12 protein-coding genes are annotated in these 18,065 nt (G+C 75.5%); 7 read left to right on the top strand and 5 right to left on the bottom strand.

Going from position 1 to position 18,065, the window contains the following annotated elements; genetic code table 11:
* The first annotated feature begins 16 nt into the window (after positions 1–16).
* The 3 genes from AB0G79_RS20400 (at position 17) to AB0G79_RS20390 (ending at position 5,722) form a co-directional block, all read left to right on the top strand.
* Positions 17–1,390, top strand: coding sequence for an SWIM zinc finger family protein (locus tag AB0G79_RS20400; RefSeq protein WP_360808291.1), 1,374 nt, complete (start codon positions 17–19; stop codon positions 1,388–1,390).
* Positions 1,387–4,194, top strand: coding sequence for a DUF6493 family protein (locus tag AB0G79_RS20395; RefSeq protein ID WP_360808289.1), 2,808 nt, complete (start codon positions 1,387–1,389; stop codon positions 4,192–4,194). Before AB0G79_RS20400 ends, AB0G79_RS20395 begins: the two co-directional genes overlap by 4 nt.
* An 88-nt stretch (positions 4,195–4,282) precedes the next feature.
* Entirely contained in the window at positions 4,283–5,722 is a 1,440-nt protein-coding gene (locus AB0G79_RS20390; protein WP_360808287.1) for a GNAT family N-acetyltransferase, read from the top strand.
* Here the strand turns inward: AB0G79_RS20390 and AB0G79_RS20385 are convergent.
* Positions 5,646–6,851: a PLP-dependent transferase gene (locus AB0G79_RS20385; protein WP_360808384.1), complete on the bottom strand. Its 1,206-nt coding sequence runs from the start codon at positions 6,849–6,851 to the stop codon at positions 5,646–5,648. The genes AB0G79_RS20390 and AB0G79_RS20385 overlap by 77 nt on opposite strands.
* Positions 6,852–6,919: 68 nt before the next feature.
* On the opposite strand from AB0G79_RS20385, the gene AB0G79_RS20380 reads away from it, so the two are divergent.
* From AB0G79_RS20380 to AB0G79_RS20370, 3 genes are all read left to right on the top strand, one after another.
* A complete protein-coding gene (locus AB0G79_RS20380; protein WP_360808285.1) occupies positions 6,920–7,417 on the top strand; it encodes an Lrp/AsnC family transcriptional regulator in 498 nt (165 codons plus the stop codon).
* 48 nt (positions 7,418–7,465) lie between these two features.
* Positions 7,466–9,169 carry a DUF885 domain-containing protein gene (locus AB0G79_RS20375; protein ID WP_360808283.1) on the top strand — a complete coding sequence of 568 codons (1,704 nt, stop codon included), beginning with the start codon at positions 7,466–7,468 and terminating at the stop codon, positions 9,167–9,169.
* 86 nt (positions 9,170–9,255) lie between these two features.
* Positions 9,256–9,705 carry an Lrp/AsnC family transcriptional regulator gene (locus AB0G79_RS20370; protein ID WP_360808281.1) on the top strand — a complete coding sequence of 150 codons (450 nt, stop codon included), beginning with the start codon at positions 9,256–9,258 and terminating at the stop codon, positions 9,703–9,705.
* Here AB0G79_RS20370 and AB0G79_RS20365 read toward each other — a convergent pair.
* The 4 genes from AB0G79_RS20365 to AB0G79_RS20350 form a co-directional block, all read right to left on the bottom strand.
* The gene (locus AB0G79_RS20365) at positions 9,695–12,754 is read right to left on the bottom strand and encodes an SMC family ATPase (protein ID WP_360808279.1); all 3,060 of its coding nucleotides are present in this window, start codon (positions 12,752–12,754) and stop codon (positions 9,695–9,697) included. The two genes, AB0G79_RS20370 and AB0G79_RS20365, sit on opposite strands and share 11 nt — an antisense overlap.
* Positions 12,751–13,929, bottom strand: a complete 1,179-nt coding sequence (locus tag AB0G79_RS20360; protein WP_360808277.1) for an exonuclease SbcCD subunit D — start codon at positions 13,927–13,929, stop codon at positions 12,751–12,753. Before AB0G79_RS20360 ends, AB0G79_RS20365 begins: the two co-directional genes overlap by 4 nt.
* A 160-nt stretch (positions 13,930–14,089) precedes the next feature.
* Complete coding sequence (locus AB0G79_RS20355; RefSeq protein ID WP_360808275.1) at positions 14,090–14,716, bottom strand: YigZ family protein; 627 nt, start codon at positions 14,714–14,716, stop codon at positions 14,090–14,092.
* A gap of 9 nt (positions 14,717–14,725) precedes the next feature.
* Entirely contained in the window at positions 14,726–16,288 is a 1,563-nt protein-coding gene (locus AB0G79_RS20350; protein ID WP_360808273.1) for a helix-turn-helix domain-containing protein, read from the bottom strand.
* 202 nt (positions 16,289–16,490) lie between these two features.
* Between AB0G79_RS20350 and AB0G79_RS20345 the strand changes: the two genes are divergently transcribed.
* A complete protein-coding gene (locus AB0G79_RS20345; protein ID WP_360808271.1) occupies positions 16,491–18,062 on the top strand; it encodes a long-chain fatty acid--CoA ligase in 1,572 nt (523 codons plus the stop codon).
* Positions 18,063–18,065 lie beyond the last annotated feature (3 nt).

Below are 18,065 nucleotides of genomic sequence, written 5' to 3'. Positions count from 1 at the left end.
CTCTAGGGTCTTCTCCATGACGCCATCCGTACAGGCGCTCGCTTACGCGCGCCGTTCCGCACTGGAGTCCACGGACTCCGGCCGGGTGCTGGGTCTGGAGACGGCGGGGGGCCTCACCCCTTGGGGGGCCGAGGCCCGTCCCCGCTTCTTCTCCGGCTTCCTGGCCGCCCCGCAGGCCGCCGCGCGCGGGCTGCTCGCGGTCGCCGACGTGGCCGCGGCCCGGTACGACCGGCGGACGGCCGCCGGCTCGCTCGACCCGGTGGTGACGGGGAGCGGGGACCGGCTGCGGTTCGAGTCCTTCTCGGGCTGCGGCGGGGTGTACGCGCGCCTGGACGTCCTCGACGAGGGACTCGGCGGTACGGAGACGGGACACGGCACGACCAACGTCGACGTCAACGACCCGCTCCGCGAGGCCCTCTCGCGGATGACCGGGGACGATCCCCTCCATCTGCGGGTCGGCCCCGACGAGCTGGCGGTGACCACGCTCGACGGCTCGGTCGTGGAGAAGCGGGTCCCGCTGCCCGACCGGTGGCTGCGGGGCTTCGCCGAGGCGCAGGTGGTCACGGCCCGGTTCGACCTGCGGGCGGAGCTGACCGGGGCGGAGGCCGTCCGCTTCCTGCGGACGCTGCCGCGCGGGCAGGGGCGCGGACCCCTGTGGGTCGTTCCGTCCGGCCGCGCACTGCGCCCGACGCCCCGGCCGGGGCCCGGAGCCGTCTGCCTCCCCGGCCCCGCGCGGCTCGCGGCACTGGAGCGGGTCCTGCGGCACGCGACGGGGCTGCGGGTGTACGGCCCGGTGCCGGACGGCACCCTGGCGACGGCGAGCGCGTGGGAGGTCGGCCTGCCCGGCATGCGGCTCACGATGACGCTGTCGCCCGACCCGGCGCGGGGCTTCTCCGGCGAGGGCGGGGTCCTGGAGGCCCTGGCCACCGAGGAGGCGGCGGGGGACGCCGAACTCCTCGCGCTGCTCCTCGCCTGGGAACCGCGCGTCGAACCGGCGGAGCTCGCCGAGCGGTCCGGCCTGCCGGTGCCGCGCGTGCGCGCCGCCCTGACACGGCTGGGCACGGCGGGCCGGGTGGGGTACGACCCGGCCGACGCGGCCTGGTTCCACCGCGAACTCCCCTACGCCGCCGACCGCGCCGAACGGCACAACCCCCGCCTGGTGAACGCCCGCCGGCTGGTCGCCGAGGGCGCCGTGGAACTGGCCGGGGACCTCGCCACGGTGGCCTCGGGCGAACGCCGCCACCGCGTGCGGGAGTCGGACGGGGTGCTCGCCTGCACCTGCCAGTGGTGGGCAGACCACCGGGGCCGCCGGGGCCCGTGCAAGCACGCGCTCGCGGTCCGGATGGCGCGACGGGGAGCGACGGGAGCGGGAGGGGCGGGGACGGCATGAACGACGACATGGGGACGGGGACGAACGTGACGGGCGCGAGCATGGCGGGGACGGACGGGGCGGGCGCGAGCATGGCGGGGACGGACGGGGCGGCGACGGGTGACGTCGCGGGGGCCGGAGTACGGGTGGAGTCCGGAGTACGGGCGGAGGCCGCGGGCGGTCCGGAGGACGGCGTCGAGGCGCTGCTCGCCGCCGTCCTCGAAGGCCGGACCGCCGAGGTGCCCGCGCTCCTCGGACCGCTGGACGCCACCGGTCGCAAGGCGGCGCTCACCCGGCTCAAGGCGCTGCGCGCCGAGGTGAAGGCGGGGAAGTGGACGACGCCGCCCCACCACCCGCACAAGATCTGCAGCGCGCTGTACGTGGCGGGGGCCGGGTGTCTGACGACACCGGCGGCCGCGGCGAGCTGGCTCGGCGCGCGCGACCTGCTGATGTGGGAGACCGACGGGCCGCATGCGCTCGCGGCGCTCGGCGAGGTCACCCCCGAGTGGGCGGCGGACCTGGCGGAGCGGCTCGCGGGAAGGCGGGTCGTGGCGGAGAACCGGTACGAGCTCGTCCACGGCCTCGTGGTCCGTTCCGGATACGCGGTCGCGCCCACCGACGGGTACGTCACCGGCTGGACCCGGCACCTGACCGACGACCGGCTCGCCGAGCGGCTGCGGGCCGACCCGCAGACGCCGGACCTGGTCGCGCACGCGCTCGGGATGGCGGAGCCGCCGGAGCGCCTGACCCGGAAGGCCGGCCGACGCCCGGAGCGGCACTGGCCCACGGTGCTGGTGGCGCTCGTCGCGGACGGGACCCTGGACCGGAAGCGGATCCTCGACGTGTGCGTGTCCCGGCTGCTGCGCGGCGGGCCGATCCGCAACCTGCGCGTCCCGCTGGAGATCGTCCGGCTGCTCGCGCCGGAGGCGGAGGAGGTGGGGGCGCGGATCCCCGAATGGGTCGGGATCGCGGCGGACACGCCCTCGATCGTCGCCGGTTACGCCCAGGAGCTCCTGACGGGACTCGCCGCGGCGGGGACGCTGCCGGTCGGGGCTCTCGCGGAGATGACGTCCGGGGTGCTGTTCCGTACGGAGAAGAAGCTCCTCCGGGCCCAGCTCGCCCTGGTCGGCACGGTGCTCGCGCGCGAGCCCGGCGCGGCGGACGCCCTGCTTCCGGCCGTGACGGAGGCCTTCGGCAACGAGGACACGGACGTGCAGGAACGGGCCCTCCAACTGGTGGCCCGTCATCTGTCCGCCGTGGACCCTGGGGTGCGGCGCGAGCTCGCCGAGGCCGCCGGGCTGCTCAGCGCGGCGCATCGGCAGACGGCTGAGCGGCTGTTCGGCTCCGCGCTGGAATCGGAGGCGTCGGGACCGTACGAGGAGATCTTGCCGCCCGTGCCGGAGCCCCAGCGGGTGGCGGCCCCGGCGGGGACCGTCGAGGAGGCCGTGGCGGAGGCGGCTGCGCGGGGGCTCGCAGAGGACCCGGTGGCGTTCGAGCGGGCGCTCGACGGTCTGGTGCGGTTCGCGCATCAGGACCGGGAAGCGGTGGCGGAGGCGGTGCGGGCGGCGTTCCCGTGGGAAAGGTGGCGGGACGAGCCGTACTACTTCGCCTACGAGCCCCGGGGCCTGGAGGCGGTGCTCGCCGGTCTGCTCGGCGTCCTCGACCCTGCCCGCGGCGACCTCGGCCGCAGGATGGGACCCGTGGAGGCCGACTGCCTCGGCGGGGCCCTGTCGGTGGTGACCGAGGCCCGGCTGTGGGAGGCATCCGAGCTGGTCGGCACCGGCGCGCTGCCGTGCCTGCTCGCCGCACCGACCCTTTCGACGGGGACGATCGACCCGTCGGTCCTGGTGGAGCGGCTGCGGGACTACCAAAACGCGGGTGTGGAGCCCGCTCCGAACGACTTCGCGCAGGCCCTGCTCAGGGTCGCGCGGACCGCGCCGTCGGCGGACTCCGCGGCCGACGATGCGGCGGCGCTCCGCACCTCGGCCGGAGGCCGGCTCGCCTCCTGGTTGCGGGCGGCGGCGCCGGTGGCGGCCCGGCACCGTGTCTCGGACAGGGACGAGGACCAGGCCCAGCGGTCGTACTGGCTGACGAGCCGGATCGGCGTGGAGTTCGGCGCGCGGCCCGAGCTGCGCGCGGAGTTCCCTCCGTCGTTCCGGTGGCTGTTCGGCGCCATGGACCCGACGCCGCGCCGCTGCCGTCACGGGAAGCACGCGGGGGCGCTGTGGTTCTCGGTGCTCCCCGCCGACCGCGAGGTGCTGGCGGCCTGTCTGCTTCCGTCGCTGGCGTACGGCGCGGTCGGAGACATGCGCGGTGTCACCGAGCCCCTGACGGCCCTGGCCGAGGCCGAGGGCCCGGTGGGTCCGGCCGTCCACCTGGCGCTGGCGCTCGGCCTGGGCTGCGTGGACGCCGACGACCGGCTGCGGGCGGTGGACGCCGTGCTCGTGCTCGCGGCACGCGGGGAGCTGGACGCGGCGCGGCTCGGCGGGGAGCTGGCGTGGCTGCTCGCGGAGGGTTCGGTCAAGGCGAACCGGTTGGCGGACGCGGCCAGGACGGCGGCGGTGACGGGGGCGTACGGGACGGTGTGGGCGGTCCTCGCGGCGACGCTGCCCGGGCTCCTCGGCGCCGCGACGCCGGTACGCGGTCTCGGCGAGGTCCTCGCGGTGGCGGCCGACTGCGTGGAGCGGTGCGGGGCCGGGGACGACGTCGACGGGCTCGCCGCGGTCGCCGCGCGGCGGGGTTCCTCGCAGCTCGTCACGCAGGCCAGGAGGCTCCTTGGCGCACTTCGACAGGGGGCCGGTCAAACTCCGACAGAAGTGGCCTGAATCGGTCGTTAAGCCGCCAGCCGGGCGCTTAACCCGTCAGTCACAAAGCGTTCGTGATCACGCAACACCGCTGGGTCACAGTGAGGGCATGACCGATGTCACGTCTTCGAAGAGCGTCCGCCGTCCGCACCACTGGCGGCACGACCTGATCGAGCTCGCCGCCCTGTTCACGGCCGTGGTGGTGGCCGACACGATCGCCAAGAGCATCGTCAAGGGGCCCGACGGCCCCTACCTCCTGGTGTTCTCGGCCGTCGCCCTGGTCGCCACCGCGACCTTCCACACCTGGTGGGCCCGGCGGCACAGCCATGCGCCGCCCGCCGTCGATACCGGCGGGCGGACGGCCCCCGCCCCCGTGACCGTGACCGTGACCGTGCCCGCCACCGGGACCGGGACCGCTCCCGACGAGCCGGGGGCGCCCAGCGGTGAGACCACGCTCTGGCGGATGCGGACCACCGTCCAGGACACCCCGGGCAGCCTCGCCGCGCTCTGCACGGTCCTCGCCCGCCTGGGCGTGGACATCCTCACCCTCCAGACCCATCCGCTCGCCCGGGGCACCGTCGACGAGTTCCTGCTCCGCGCCCCCGTCGAGCTCTCCGCCCAGGACCTCGCCCGGGAGACCGCGGCCGCCGGCGGCCGCGACACCTGGACCGAGCGGGCCGACGCCCACGACCTGGTGGACACCCCCACCCGTGTCCTCGGCCTGGCCACCCGCACGGCGCTCGACGCGGCCGAACTGCCGCTCGCGCTGCGCCAGCTCCTCGGCCGCTGCACCCTCCACTCCGTACCGGCCCTCTCCCTGACCGGCCGGCCGCTCGGCGAACAGGCCCCCGTCGAAGGGGTCCTGGAGGAGACCGTGATGCGGCTGCGCGACCCGCACGGCGGCACGCTCATCGTCGAGCGGCCGTACCTCCCCTTCACGCCGACCGAGTTCGCCCGGGCCCGCGCCCTCGTCGAGCTGGACGCCCGCCTCGGCCCGCGCCTCCCCCGCAGCCGGGACGTCCTCACCCTGCCCGAGGGCAACGAGATCACCGTCCGCCGCGCCGACCAGCGCGACCTGCCCGCCGCGCGGGCCATGCACGACCGCTGCTCGGCCCGCACCCTCGGCCTGCGCTACCACGGCCCGGTCGGCGACGCCGACCGGTACCTCGACCACCTGCTGAGCCCCCGCTTCGGCCGCACGCTCGCCGTCCAGACGGCCTCGGGCCGGCTCGTCGCCCTCGGCCACCTGCTGTGGGACGGCGACGAGACCGAGGTCGCCCTCATGGTCGAGGACGACTGGCAGCGGCGCGGCATCGGCTCCGAGCTCCTCCACCGGCTCGTGGCACTCGCGGAGGAGGCCGGCTGCGCGAGCGTGTACGCGGTCACGCAGGCGTCCAACACCGGGATGGTGGCCGCCATGCGCGCGCTCAGCCTGCCCCTCGACTACCAGATCGAGGAGGGCACCCTCGTGATCACCGCACGACTGACCGCAGCGCCGGCCCCGTCCCCGTCCCTGCCTCACGGAGAGGTGCGGCGGGCGGAGCGCTGAGCGCCTGCGTGAGGTCGCGCCACAGGTCCTCGACGTCCTCCAGGCCGACCGACATCCGCAGGAGCCGGTCGCTGACGCCCGCCGAGCGCCGGTCGCCCTCGGCCACGATGCGGTGGCTGATGGAGGCCGGGTGCTGGATGAGCGTGTCGACGCTGCCGAGGCTCACCGCCGGGGTGATCAGCCGCACTCCGGCGATCACCTCGTGCGGGTCCCCGAAGACCTCGAAGGCGATCATCGCACCGCCGATCCGCGGGTAGTGGACGCGGGCGACGCGGGGGTCGGTGGTGAGCCGCCTGACGAGCTCCGCCGCCGTGGCGGACGCCGCCCTCACCCGTACCGGAAGGGTGGAGAGGCCCCGCAGCAGCAGGTATCCGGCGAGCGGGTGCAGGACGCCGCCGGTGGCGAAACGAATCTGCCGGAGCGTACGGGCGAACTCCTCGTCACAGGCCACGACACCGCCCATGACGTCGCCGTGCCCGCCCAGGTACTTGGTCGCGCTGTGCAGCACGATCCGCGCGCCCTGCTCGACCGGCCTCTGGAGGACCGGCGTGGCGAAGGTGTTGTCGACGAGCAGCGGCACGGTGCCGCAGGAGTGGGCGAGGGCCCGGATGTCGGCCTCGGCGAGCGTCGGGTTCGCCGGCGACTCGACCATGACGAGGCCCGTGTCGGGGCGGATCGCGTCGGCGACGCCCGCCGGGTCGGTCCAGGTCACCTCGGTGCCGAGCAGCCCCGTGTCGAGCAGGTGGTCGCTGCACCCGTACAGCGGGCGGACCGCCACGACGTGCCGCAGGCCCTGGCTCGCGCGGGCGAGGAGGACGGCGGTCAGCGCCGCCATGCCGCTCGCGAAGGCCACGGCCGCTTCGGCGCCCTCCAGTCGGGCGAGGGCGTCCTCGAAGCGGGCCACGGTCGGGTTGTCGAGCCGGGAGTAGACCGGCGGGCCCTCGGGACGGGCGCCGGTGGTGGCGAACTCGTCGATGCGGGCCGCCTCGGCCCTGGCGTCGTACGAGGGGTAGGTGGTGGACAGGTCGAGCGGCGGGGCGTGCACTCCGAGACCGGCGAGGTCCTCGCGTCCGGCGTGCACGGCTTCGGTGGCGAGCGCCCTCGGGGTGGCCGAGAGGTCGCGGTCCATGGCGTCCATGGCGGCACTGTGAACGTCTACCGGAAGGTAGCGGCAAGATGCCGTGCTACGTTCGGCGAATGGCCGATTCTGTCGTACTGGACGCGGTCGATCTGCACATTCTTCGCCTCCTGCAGAACGACGCCCGGACCACCTACCGCGAGCTCGCCGCCGAGGTGGGCGTAGCCCCCTCGACCTGCCTCGACCGGGTCGCGCGGCTGCGCCGCACCGGTGTGATCCTGGGCCACCAGCTACGACTGGATCCGGCCAAACTCGGACGCGGCCTGGAGGCGCTCCTGCTGGTCCAGGTACGCCCCCACCGGCGGGAACTGATCGGTCCGTTCGTCGACCGGATCCGCGCCCTGCCCGAGTCCCGGGCCCTGTTCCATCTCACGGGACCCGACGACTACTTGGTGCACGTGGCCGTGGCCGACCCCGCTGACCTGCAGAGACTCGTCCTCGACGAGTTCACCTCGCGCCGCGAGGTGGCCCGCGTCGAGACCCGGCTGATCTTCCAGCAGTGGGAGTGCGGGCCGCTCCTTCCGCCCGCCCACGGCCCCTCCTTGTCAGCCGACTGAGACCGGACGAAGATGACGCGGCCCTTTCGAAGCGTCAGGATGGCCCCCATGCCAGAGACTTCCAGCAGCCTGCTGCCCCGCCAGCTCGCCGACGCCCACGTCGACGCACTCATCGCCCTCGACCCGATCACCGGTACGTACCTGGGAGTCAAGGAGAGCGCCGGCCTGCTGCCCGACTTCTCGCCGGCCGGCCTGAAGGCCGTGGCCGACCTCTCGCGGCGGACGCTCGCGGCCCTCGACGCGGCGGAGGCCGTGCCCGGCGCCGACAGCGACGCCGAGCGCCGCTGCGCCCGTCTGCTGCGCGAGCGCCTCACCGCCGAACTCGCCGTGCACGACGCCCACGAGAGCCTGCGCACGGTCAGCAACATGCGTTCGCCCGCCCACAGCGTGCGGATCGTCTTCACCATGATGCCGACCGAGACCGAGGAGGACTGGACGGCGGTCGCCGCCCGGCTGCGGGCCGTCCCCGACGCCCTGGAGGGGTACCGCTCCTCGCTCGCCCTCGGCCTGGAGCGCGGACTCCTCGGCGGGCCCCGCCCCACCGCGACCTTCGTCGGCCAGCTCACCGAGTGGGCGGGCGCGGACGGCGAAGGCCCCGGCTGGTTCGAGCAGTTCGCCGCCTCCGGCCCCGACACGCTGCCCGCGGAGCTCCGCGACGAGCTGGCCGTGGCGGCGAAGGGCGCCACCGCGGCCGTCGCGGAGCTGCGGGACTGGATGCGGGACGTGTACGCCCCCGCCGTCGCCGACGCCCCGGACACGGTGGGCCGCGAGCGCTACCAACGCTGGACGCGCTACTTCAACGGCACGGACCTGGACCTCGACCAGGCGTACGCGTACGGCTGGTCCGAGTACCACCGCCTCCTCGGCGAGATGCGCACCGAGGCCGAGCGGATCCTGCCCGGCGCCGGGCCCTGGGAGGCGCTCGCCCACCTCGACGAGCACGGCACGCACATCGAGGGCGTCGAGGAGATCCGCGTCTGGCTCCAGGAGCTCATGGACGAGGCCATCGAGGCGCTCGACGGCACCCACTTCGAACTGGCCGAGCGCGTACGGCGGGTGGAGTCCCGCATCGCCCCGCCCGGTGGCGCCGCGGCGCCGTACTACACGGGCCCGTCCGAGGACTTCAGCCGGCCCGGCCGCACCTGGCTGCCCGTGGACGGCACGACCCGCTTCCCCGTGTACGACCTGGTCTCCACCTGGTACCACGAGGGCGTGCCCGGCCACCACCTCCAGGTGGCGCAGTGGGTGCACGTCGCGGACCGGCTCTCCCGCTACCAGGCGACCATCGGCAAGGTGAGCGCCAACCTGGAGGGCTGGGCGCTGTACGCCGAGCGCCTCATGGACGAGCTGGGCTTCCTGCCCGACGCGGAACGGCGCCTCGGCTACCTCGACGGCCAGATGATGCGCGCGTGCCGGGTGATCGTCGACATCGGCATGCACCTGGGCCTGGAGATCCCCGCGGACTCGCCGTTCCACCCCGGCGAGCGGTGGACCCCGGAGCTCGCCCAGGAGTTCTTCCAGCTGCACAGCAGCCGTCCGGCGGCGTTCGTGGAGAGCGAGATGACCCGCTACCTCTCGATGCCGGGTCAGGCGATCGGCTACAAGCTGGGCGAGCGCGCCTGGCTGCTCGGCCGGGAGAACGCGCGGGCGGCGCACGGCGACGCGTTCGACGCGAAGGCCTGGCACATGGCGGCGCTGTCGCAGGGGCCGCTGGGTCTCGACGACCTGGTGGAAGAGATCTCGCGCCTCTGAGGGCACACGCGCCACACCGTTCCGCGTGACGAGAATCCCCGGCCTTTCCCTTGATCGGCCGGGGATTTCCCTGCATTCTCGACCGTATGACCACCGAATACACTCCGGACGCCACCGACTGGCGGATCCTCGAAGCGCTCCAGCGGGAGGGGCGCGCCAGCTTCGCCGAGCTCGCCCGCGCCGTCTCGATGTCGCCGTCCGCGGTGACCGAGCGGGTGCGCCGGCTGGAGGACGCCGGGGTGATCACCGGGTACACGGCGGTCGTCGACCAGGACCGCCTGGGGCTCCCCATCCTGGCGTTCGTCCGGCTGCGGTACCCGCACGGCAACTACAAGCCGTTCCACGACCTCCTCGACACCACGCCCGAGGTCCTGGAGGCGCACCACGTCACCGGCGACGACTGCTTCGTCCTCAAGGTCGCGGCCCGGTCGATGAAGCACCTGGAGCAGGTCTCCGGGAAGATCGCCACGCTCGGCTCGGTGACGACGAGCGTCGTCTACTCCTCGCCGCTGCCCCGGCGTTCGATCAGCCGCTGAGCCCCTCGCCGCCGGTACGGAGCCGTACCGCGGAGCCCTGCCGGGCCTTGACGACCTCCAGCTGGGCGGGGATGCGGCGGCGCAGGTCGCCGACGTGGCTGACGATGCCGACGCTGCGGTCGCGCTCGCGCAGCGAGTCCAGGACGTCGAGGACCTCGTCGAGCGTCTCCTCGTCGAGGCTGCCGAAGCCCTCGTCGATGAAGAGCGTGTCGAGCCTGACCCCGCCGGCCTCGTCGGTGACGACGTCGGCGAGGCCCAGGGCGAGCGCCAGGGAGGCGAAGAAGGTCTCGCCGCCCGAGAGCGTCGCGGTGTCGCGCTCGTTGCCCGTCCAGGCGTCGACGACGTGCAGGCCGAGACCGGCCCGCTTGCCGCCGGCGCGGGCGTCGGAGTGGACCAGCGTGTAGCGGCCGGAGGACATCAGCTGGAGGCGGGCGGTCGCGGCGGCGGCGACCTGTTCGAGGCGGGCGGCCAGCACGTACGACTCCAGGCGCATCCTGAGGTCGTTCTCGGCGGAGGTCCCGGCCGTGAGGGCGGCCAGCCGGGCCACCCGGTCGTACTCCTCGCGGAGCGGTCCGAGCCGGTGGACCTCGGTGGCGGCCTGGCGGGAGAGGCCCGCGAGTTCGCCGACCCGGTCCCGGGCGGCGGACAGTCCGGAGGCCGCCCGGCGCAGGGCCTCCGCGGCCGCGGCACGGGCCGCCTCCGCGGCCCGCGGGTCGGCGGGCGGGAGCGCGGCGGCCTCGGCGGCGCCGGGTTCGGCGAGCCGGTCCGCGACGGCCGCCGACTCGGCGCGCCAGGCGTCCACGCGCTCCTGGAACGCGCGCCGTTCGGCGACGGGGAGGAGGGCGGCGCGGGCCTCGTCGGGGGTGGTGAAACCCTCGCGGTAGGCGACGTCGGCGAGCCGGCCGTCGGCCTCCTTCAGCCGCTGGGCGGCGAGTTCGGCGGTGCGTACGGCTCCGGCGGCGTCGAGCAGGAGGGCGATGCGGCGCTCCAGGGAGGTGGCGTGCTCGGCCACGCTGCCGAACGTGCCGCGCCCGAGGGAGAGTTCCTCGTCGAGCCCGGCCTGCTCGGCCTCCAGGGCCTCGCGGCGCGAGGTGCGGGCGGCCACCCGGCGCTCGGCCTCGCGCTGCGCGCCGACCCGCCCCTCGTGCTCCCGCTCGGCCCGCGCGAGCGCCTCCCGGGCGCTGTGCGTCCGGGAGGCGAGGGCGTGGGCCTCGGCGTGCAGCCGGGTGAGCTCGTCGACCTCACGGGCGAGGTCGGCGACGGTGGGGTCGCCGTCCGGCCGGTGTCCGCTGGTGTCGTCGGCCCGGCTCGCGCTCAGGACCTCGGCCCTGGCGGCCGACCAGGCCTCGCGGGTGACGGCCAGCTCGCGTTCGGCGGCGGCGCGGGACTCGTCGGCGCGGCTGTAGGCCTCGTGCGCCGCCTCCTCCGTGGCGCGGTCGACGTGGTCGGCGGTGGTGCGGGCGGGGGCCGGGTGGGCGGTGGAGCCGCAGACCTGGCAGGCCTCCCCGTGCGTCAGCGTGGCGGCGAGCTCGGCCGCGATCCCCCGCAGGCGGCGGGACTTGACGTCCAGCCAGGCCTCGTGGGCGGTGTTCCGCCGCTCGCGGGCGGCAGCGAGCCGCCCCTCGGCGGCCGTGGTGTCGGCCGCCAGCGCGTCGCGGCGGCGGGCCGCCGCGAGGCGGCGCCGGGCGGGTTCCAGGCGGCCGGCGAGGTGCTCGGCGCGGGTGGCGGCGTCCGTCGCGGCCTCGACGCGCTCGGCGAGCGCGGTCCGCCGTGCCTCCCAGTCGGTGAGCCAGGCGGCCGCGTCCTGGAGGGCGTCCTCGTCGGCGCGGGCCTCCCGGGCCAGGACGGCCCGTTCCTCGGCGACGGCCACGGCGCGGCGCTCGGCGCGGCGGGCCGAGGTGAGGCCGCCGAGTTCGGCGCGCAGCCGGTATTCGAGGGCGGAGAGCTGTTCGGCCTCCGCGTCGGCGAGCTCGGCGGGGAGCAGCGCGAGGGCACGCGCGCGGGCCGCGCGGGCGGTGGCGTGCTCGCGCTCGGCGTCCTGGCGCAGGTCGAGCGCAGGTACGACGCGCTCGGCCTTGAGGGAGGTGTCGAGGGCGGCCTGGTGGCGGTCGCGCTCGGGGGCGGTGGCGGTGAGCCGTTCGCGGCGCCGGAGCGCGTCGGCGTACCGGGCCTGGCGGTCGGCGAGCGCCTTCTCCGCGTCGACCGCGCTCGCCGCGCCCGCCTCGCGCGCCTCGGCGGCCGCGTACCGCTCGGCGGCGATGTCGAGCGTCTCGGCCGCCTCGGTGCGGGCCACGGCGGCCCAGGTGAGGACGGTGTCGGCGACTCCGGGCTCGCCGGGGCGCCCCTCGGCGGGGGTACGGGCCGCGTCGAGGCCGCCGGCGGCCTGTGCCATGCGCTGGGCGAGGGCGAGCAGCCGCTCGTCCCCTTCCCGTACCTGCTGCTCGGCGGCGCGCCGGAGGTCGGCGAGGCGTTCCTCGACGGCGGCGAAGCGGCGGGTGTCGAAGAGCCGCCCGAGGAGTTTGCCCCGCTTCTCGGCGTCGGCGCGGAGGAAGGCGGCGAAGTCGCCCTGCGGGAGCAGGACGACCTGGCAGAACTGCTCGCGGCTCATGCCGACGAGCTGGGTGATCTCCTCGCCGATCTCCTGGTGGGAGCGGCTGAGACCGGTCCATTCGCCGGTCTCGGCGTCGTACTCGCGCAGCCAGGACTGGGCCTTCTCCGTGGTGAACCCGGTGCCGCGCTTCTTGGGCCGCTGCTGGGCGGGCCGCCGGGTGATCTCCAGTCGGCGTTCCCCCACGGTGAGGTCGAGGACGACCTCCGTGGACGTGCCGACCGGGGCGTGGTCGCTGCGCAGGGAGGTGCCGGGGTTCTGCCGCTCGCCGGGCACGCTCCCGTACAGCGCGAAGCAGACGGCGTCGAGGACGGAGGTCTTGCCCGCGCCGGTCGGCCCGTGGAGGAGGAAGAGGCCGGCGGAGGACAGGGCGTCGAAGTCGACGGTCTGCCCGGTGCCGAAGGGGCCGAACGCGGTGATCTCCAGGCGGTGCAGCCTCATCGGTCCCCCTCGCGTGCGGCCGTCTGGACGCGGACGTCCTCGAAGGCGCCCTGGAGCACGGCCCGTTCGGCCGCGTCGAGTCCCGTGCCGCCGCGGACGTGGGCCACGAAGTCCTCCGCGATCTGCTGGTCGCTGCGGTCCCGCAGCCGCTGGGCGTAGGAGGCGGCGGGGTCGCTCGGGGCGCGCTCGGGGTCGAAGACGAGGTGGAGCGCGTGCGGGAAGCGTTCGGCGAGCCGGGCCATGGGTTCCGTGGGGCGTACGGGGTCGGTGAGCGTGGCCTCGACCCAGGACTGCTCGTGGGGCGTGAGCGCGGGGTCGGCGAGGAGGTCGTCGAGTCGTCCCCGGAGGCGGGCGAGGGGGCGCGGGACGGGGCAGTCGAGGCGTACGGCCTCGGTGAGCGCGCCGTCGGGCGCCGCCGGGCCCAGGTCGACCAGCCACATCGTCTTGCGGTGGTCGGTCTCGGAGAAGGAGTACGCGAGGGGCGAGCCGGAGTAGCGGACGCGCGGGGTGAGGGTCTGGCTGCCGTGGAGGTGGCCGAGGGCGACGTAGTCGACGCCGTCGAAGACCCCGGCCGGCACGGCCGCGACGCCGCCGACGGTGATGTCCCGCTCGCTGTCGCTGGCCGAGCCGCCGGCGACGAAGGCGTGGGCGAGGACGACGGAGCGGGTGCCGTCGGGCCGGGTGGCGAGGTCGGCGCGGACGCGGTCCATGGCCGCGGTGAGGACGGCCTCGTGGCCGCCCTTCGTCGCGCCGAGCTGGTCGCGGACGAGGGCGGGTTCGAGGTACGGCAGCCCGTACAGGGCGACGTCGCCGTGGTCGTCGGCGAGGACGACGGGCGTCCCGATGCCGGCGGGGTCGGTACGGAGGTGGATGCCGGCCCGTCCGATGAGCCCGGCGCCGACGCCGAGGCGGCGGGCCGAGTCGTGGTTGCCGGAGATCATGACGGTGGGCACGCCGGCCTCGGCGAGGCGGTGCAGAGCGGTGTCGAAGAGCTCGACGGCGGTGAGGGGCGGCACGGCACGGTCGTAGACGTCACCGGCGACGAGGACGGCGTCCACCCGGTGGGCGTGGACGGTGTCCACGAGGTGGTCGAGGAAGGCGGCCTGGGCTTCGAGGAGCGGGACGCGGTGGAAGGACCGGCCGAGGTGCCAGTCCGAGGTGTGCAGGAGCCTCACGATGCCGTCCCACCCCGCATGTGTGCCGCTCCTCGCCGCGTGATTCCCGTCCTGCGCCCACGCGCTCCGGTGCCGTGTGCGCCGTCCACGCTATCCCGAGCGGGGGTGTGAGCGGGGCCATACGACACCGAGCCGGCGCGCGACGCGAGACCGCTGTCCCTCACGCGTCGCCGTACGCCTCTCCGCCGGGCTCGAAGGTCGCCGTGCCCGCCGTCGCGTCGGCGAGCCAGGCGCGGAAGGCGGGGACGTCGGCGTCCGGGAGGCCGATCTCGATCGTGACGGCCTCGGCGTACCGCACGTCGCGGACGGCGCGCCCGGTGGCCCGCAGGTCGTTCTCCAGCTTGCCCGCGCGCTGGTGGTCGACGGTGACGGTGGCGAGCCTGAACCGCTGCCGGGTGATCGTGCCGAGCTCGTCGAGCGCCTCGCCGACGACACCGCCGTACGCCCGGATCAGCCCGCCCGCGCCGAGCTTCACGCCGCCGTAGTAGCGGGTCACGACGGCGGCGACGTAACGCATCTCACGGCGCAGGAGCATCTGGAGCATCGGGACGCCCGCGGTGCCGCCCGGTTCGCCGTCGTCGCTGGCCTTCTGCACGGAGGCGTCGGCGCCGAGCACGTACGCGAAGCAGTTGTGGGTGGCGGTCGGGTGCTCCCTGCGGACGCGCGCGACGAACTCCTGCGCCTCGGCCTCGTCGGCGACGGGCGCGAGCGCGCAGAGGAAGCGCGAGCGGTTGATCTCGGTCTCGTGCACGCCCTCGCGGGCCAGGGTGCGGTACTGCTCCTGCATCCCGCCAGCCTACGTTCCGTCCGGCCCGTACTCCCCGGCGGCCGGTTCGGGGACGCCGCCGCCCGTCCCGTCCTGACCTGCGAAGGGCAGCGCGCGGAGCGCGAGCGCCCAGCCGAGGCGGGCCTCTCCGCACTCGCTGGAGCGGCCGGTGAGCTCGGCGACGCGGCCGATGCGGTTGAGGACGGTGTTGCGGTGGCAGTAGAGGAGTTCGGCGGCCCGGGCGGCCGAGCAGCCGTGGTCGAGCCAGACGCGGAGCGTGGTGAGGAGGGCGGTCCGTTCGCCGCCGGTGGCGAGGACGGGGCCGAGGTGGACGGTGACGATCCGCTCGGCGATGTCGGGGCGTCCGCCGAGGAGCACCTCGGCGAGCCGCTCGTCGAAGACGGCGGCCTCGCCGCTGCCCGCCGGGAGGGTACGGAGGGTCTGCTCGGCGAGCCGCAGGGCGCGGCCGGCGTCGGAGAGCCGTTCGAACTCCGGGGAGATCCCGGCGGTGGCACCGGTCAGCTCGCGCAGGACGTCCCGGAGGGCGTCGGACTCGGCGGACCCGCCGACCCCGCAGGAACCGCCGACCCCGCCGAACCCCTGCCGGACGCCGCCGGAGCCCCCGGCCTCCCCGCCTCCGGCACCCCCCGCGCCCTGCCGGGCGGCGCCGGGGTCCCGGCCGGGAGCGGGTCCGCGGCTCGTGGCGGCTCCCCGGGCGGCGGCGGTGGTGCCGCGGCGGGGCAGGCGGACGATGCCGGCGTACCGGCCGGCCCGCGGGCGCCAGAACGACCACATCCCGCGGGTCTCCAGGACGGGCGCGAGGTGCGGAGGGGCGGCCGGGTCCTGGGCGGCGACCACGACGACGTACCGGTCCATGGCCGGGACGCCGAGCGCGGCGGCGGCCGCCGTGGCCACGGCGGGGTCGTCGGCGCGGCCGTCGAGGAGCGCCTCGAAGAGGGCGACGCGCCGGGTGTCCCGGCGGCTCTGGAGCTCCAGTTGGGCGAGCCGGTACTCGTCGGCCATGGCGACGGAGTACCGGTCGATGGTCTCCCAGACCCCGCCGGCCATGTCGAGTTCCAGGTCCCTGCTGTCGGCCTCGCGGCCGGCCCTGGCCCTGAGGTGTTCGGCCATGACCTGCCAGAGGACCCGGCCGCCGCGCCGGTAGGCCTGGAGGACGGTGTCGAGGGGGACGCCCTGCTCGGCGCGGCGGCGGCCGGTCACGCGGGCCGCTCCCTCCAGGTCCCCGCCGGTCGGGGCGAGGCCGCCGAAGTCCTCCAGGGCGCGCAGCAGGTTGTCGCGGCAGATCTCCCAGAGGTCCCGGCGGGTGACGGGCGCTCCGGAGGCGTACGTACCGGAGTGGGCGCGGATGTCGTCGACGGCCCGGTCCGTGAGCCGGTCGACGTCGGCGCGCAGTGCGGTGGCGAGGGCGCGCCGCAGGGCGGCGGAACCGGTGTCGGTGCCGACGGCGGTGGCGGTGCCGGTGCCGTGAGTGGTGCCGGTGACGGTGGCGGTGCCGTGAGTGGTGCCGGTGGCGGTGCCGAGGGGCGTGGGGCCGCCGTCGGAGGGTGACGCGGCGGCCGGTCGGTGCGTCATGTGCCGCACGGTAGCCCCGGTTTTTGGCGAATGCCACGGGCCGGGCGGGACGGGGTGGCCGCTGCCCAGCTCGGGGCACCGCATGGTGGGCATCTGCACATGGCGTCGGGCGGCGGGTGCGGCGGATTCTGGGCCGGGTCGGAACGGTGTGCGCCGTCCCCCTGTCCCCTGCTCGTCCGTGTGCCCCTCCCTGGAGCGTGTCATGTCCCTGAGCGTCGCCGCCGTCCTGGGCGAGTCCGCCCGCCATTTCCCCGACCGGATCGCGGTCGTCGAGGGCGCGGCCCGGCTCACCTACCGGGAGCTGTGGACGGAGGCCCTGCGCTGCGCCGCCGGGCTGCGGGCGGCGGGCGTGAAGCCGGGCGACCGGCTGGCCGTCCTGCTCCCGAACACGACGGAGTTCCTGCGCGTCTACTACGGCGCCCTCGCGGCGGGGGCGACCGTCGTCCCGGTCCACGCGCTGCTCGTCGCGGACGAGGTGCGGTACGTCCTGGAGCACAGCGGCGCGGTCGGCATCGTGAGCGGCGGGCCGCTGTGGACGGTGGCGGACGAGGCCGCGCGGGCGGCCGGGGTCCGGGCGTTCCAGGGCGCGCCCACGGCGGCGGAGCCCCTGCCGGCCGCGGAGCCCGCCGCTCCGCAGGACATCGCGGTGGTGCTCTACACGAGCGGGACGACGGGCCGTCCGAAGGGCGCCCTCCTGACCCACCTCAACATCGTCATGAACGCGTCCGTGACCTCGCGGGACCTGCTCGGCATCGGCGCGGACGACGTCGTCCTCGGCTGCCTGCCGCTCTTCCACAGTTACGGGCAGACCTGCGCGATGAACGGGACGCTCCGCGCGGGCGCGACGCTCGTGCTCATGCCCCGGTTCAGCGGCCCGGCCGCCCTCGACGTGCTCGCCGACGAGGGCGTGACGGTCTTCATGGGCGTGCCGACCATGTACCACGCGCTCGTGGAGGCGGCCGCGGGCTCCGACCGCCGCCCCGCGGCCCTGCGCGTCGCCGTCTCGGGCGGGGCGGCGCTGCCGGTCGCCGTCCTGGAACGGTTCGAGGAGACGTTCCGCACCCAGGTGCTCGAAGGGTACGGACTGACCGAGACCTCGCCGGTCGCCACGTTCAACCAGTCCCACCTGGGCCGCCGGCCCGGTACGGTCGGGCACCCCGTGTGGGGCGTGGAAGTGGGCGTCGCGGACGCCGCCGTGGAACGGGAGATCGTGTTGCTGGCCCACGGGGAGGTGGGTGAGGTGGTGGTGCGGGGCCACAACGTCTTCGCGGGATACCTCGACGACCCGGAGGCGACCGCCGCCGCGGTCGTGGACGGCTGGTTCCGCACGGGCGACCTGGGCGTCCTGGAGGAGGACGGGGGCTTCCTGCGGATCGTGGACCGGAAGAAGGACCTCGTGATCAGGGGTGGGTTCAACATCTACCCGCGCGAGGTCGAGGAGGTGCTCGTCCGCCACCCCTCGGTCTCGGAGGTCGCGGTGATCGGCGTCCCCGACGCCGCCAGGGGCGAGGAGGTCTGCGCGGTGGTGGTCCGCAGGGAGGGCTCGGCGCCGCTGACCGAGGGGGAGCTCGTCGAGTGGGCCGGGGAGCGGCTCGGCCGCCACAAGTACCCCAGGATCGTCCGCTTCGTGGACGCCCTGCCCCTGGGGCCGACGGGCAAGGTCCTGAAGCGCGCCCTGACGACGGGAACGGCCCTCCCCGGAAGCACCGGAAGCGCCGGAAACGCCGGCAGCACCGGCACCGCCGCCACCCACGACGTACCGACGGAGGGCTGAACC

Source organism: Streptomyces sp. NPDC020807, assembly GCF_040641575.1.
GTDB lineage: Bacteria > Actinomycetota > Actinomycetes > Streptomycetales > Streptomycetaceae > Streptomyces.
The sequence above is the reverse complement of the archived record's forward strand: the minus strand, read 5'-3'. Positions and strand labels throughout refer to the sequence as shown.

Bases quoted from the DNA above. Each gene is read 5' to 3' on its own strand.
- AB0G79_RS20400 (WP_360808291.1), top strand. From the start codon at position 17: ATGACGCCATCCGTACAGGCGCTCGCTTACGCGCGCCGTTCCGCACTG.
- AB0G79_RS20395 (WP_360808289.1), top strand. From the start codon at position 1,387: ATGAACGACGACATGGGGACGGGGACGAACGTGACGGGCGCGAGCATG.
- AB0G79_RS20390 (WP_360808287.1), top strand. From the start codon at position 4,283: ATGACCGATGTCACGTCTTCGAAGAGCGTCCGCCGTCCGCACCACTGG.
- AB0G79_RS20385 (WP_360808384.1), bottom strand. From the start codon at position 6,851: ATGGACCGCGACCTCTCGGCCACCCCGAGGGCGCTCGCCACCGAAGCC.
- AB0G79_RS20380 (WP_360808285.1), top strand. From the start codon at position 6,920: ATGGCCGATTCTGTCGTACTGGACGCGGTCGATCTGCACATTCTTCGC.
- AB0G79_RS20375 (WP_360808283.1), top strand. From the start codon at position 7,466: ATGCCAGAGACTTCCAGCAGCCTGCTGCCCCGCCAGCTCGCCGACGCC.
- AB0G79_RS20370 (WP_360808281.1), top strand. From the start codon at position 9,256: ATGACCACCGAATACACTCCGGACGCCACCGACTGGCGGATCCTCGAA.
- AB0G79_RS20365 (WP_360808279.1), bottom strand. From the start codon at position 12,754: ATGAGGCTGCACCGCCTGGAGATCACCGCGTTCGGCCCCTTCGGCACC.
- AB0G79_RS20355 (WP_360808275.1), bottom strand. From the start codon at position 14,716: ATGCAGGAGCAGTACCGCACCCTGGCCCGCGAGGGCGTGCACGAGACC.
- AB0G79_RS20350 (WP_360808273.1), bottom strand. From the start codon at position 16,288: ATGACGCACCGACCGGCCGCCGCGTCACCCTCCGACGGCGGCCCCACG.
- AB0G79_RS20345 (WP_360808271.1), top strand. From the start codon at position 16,491: ATGTCCCTGAGCGTCGCCGCCGTCCTGGGCGAGTCCGCCCGCCATTTC.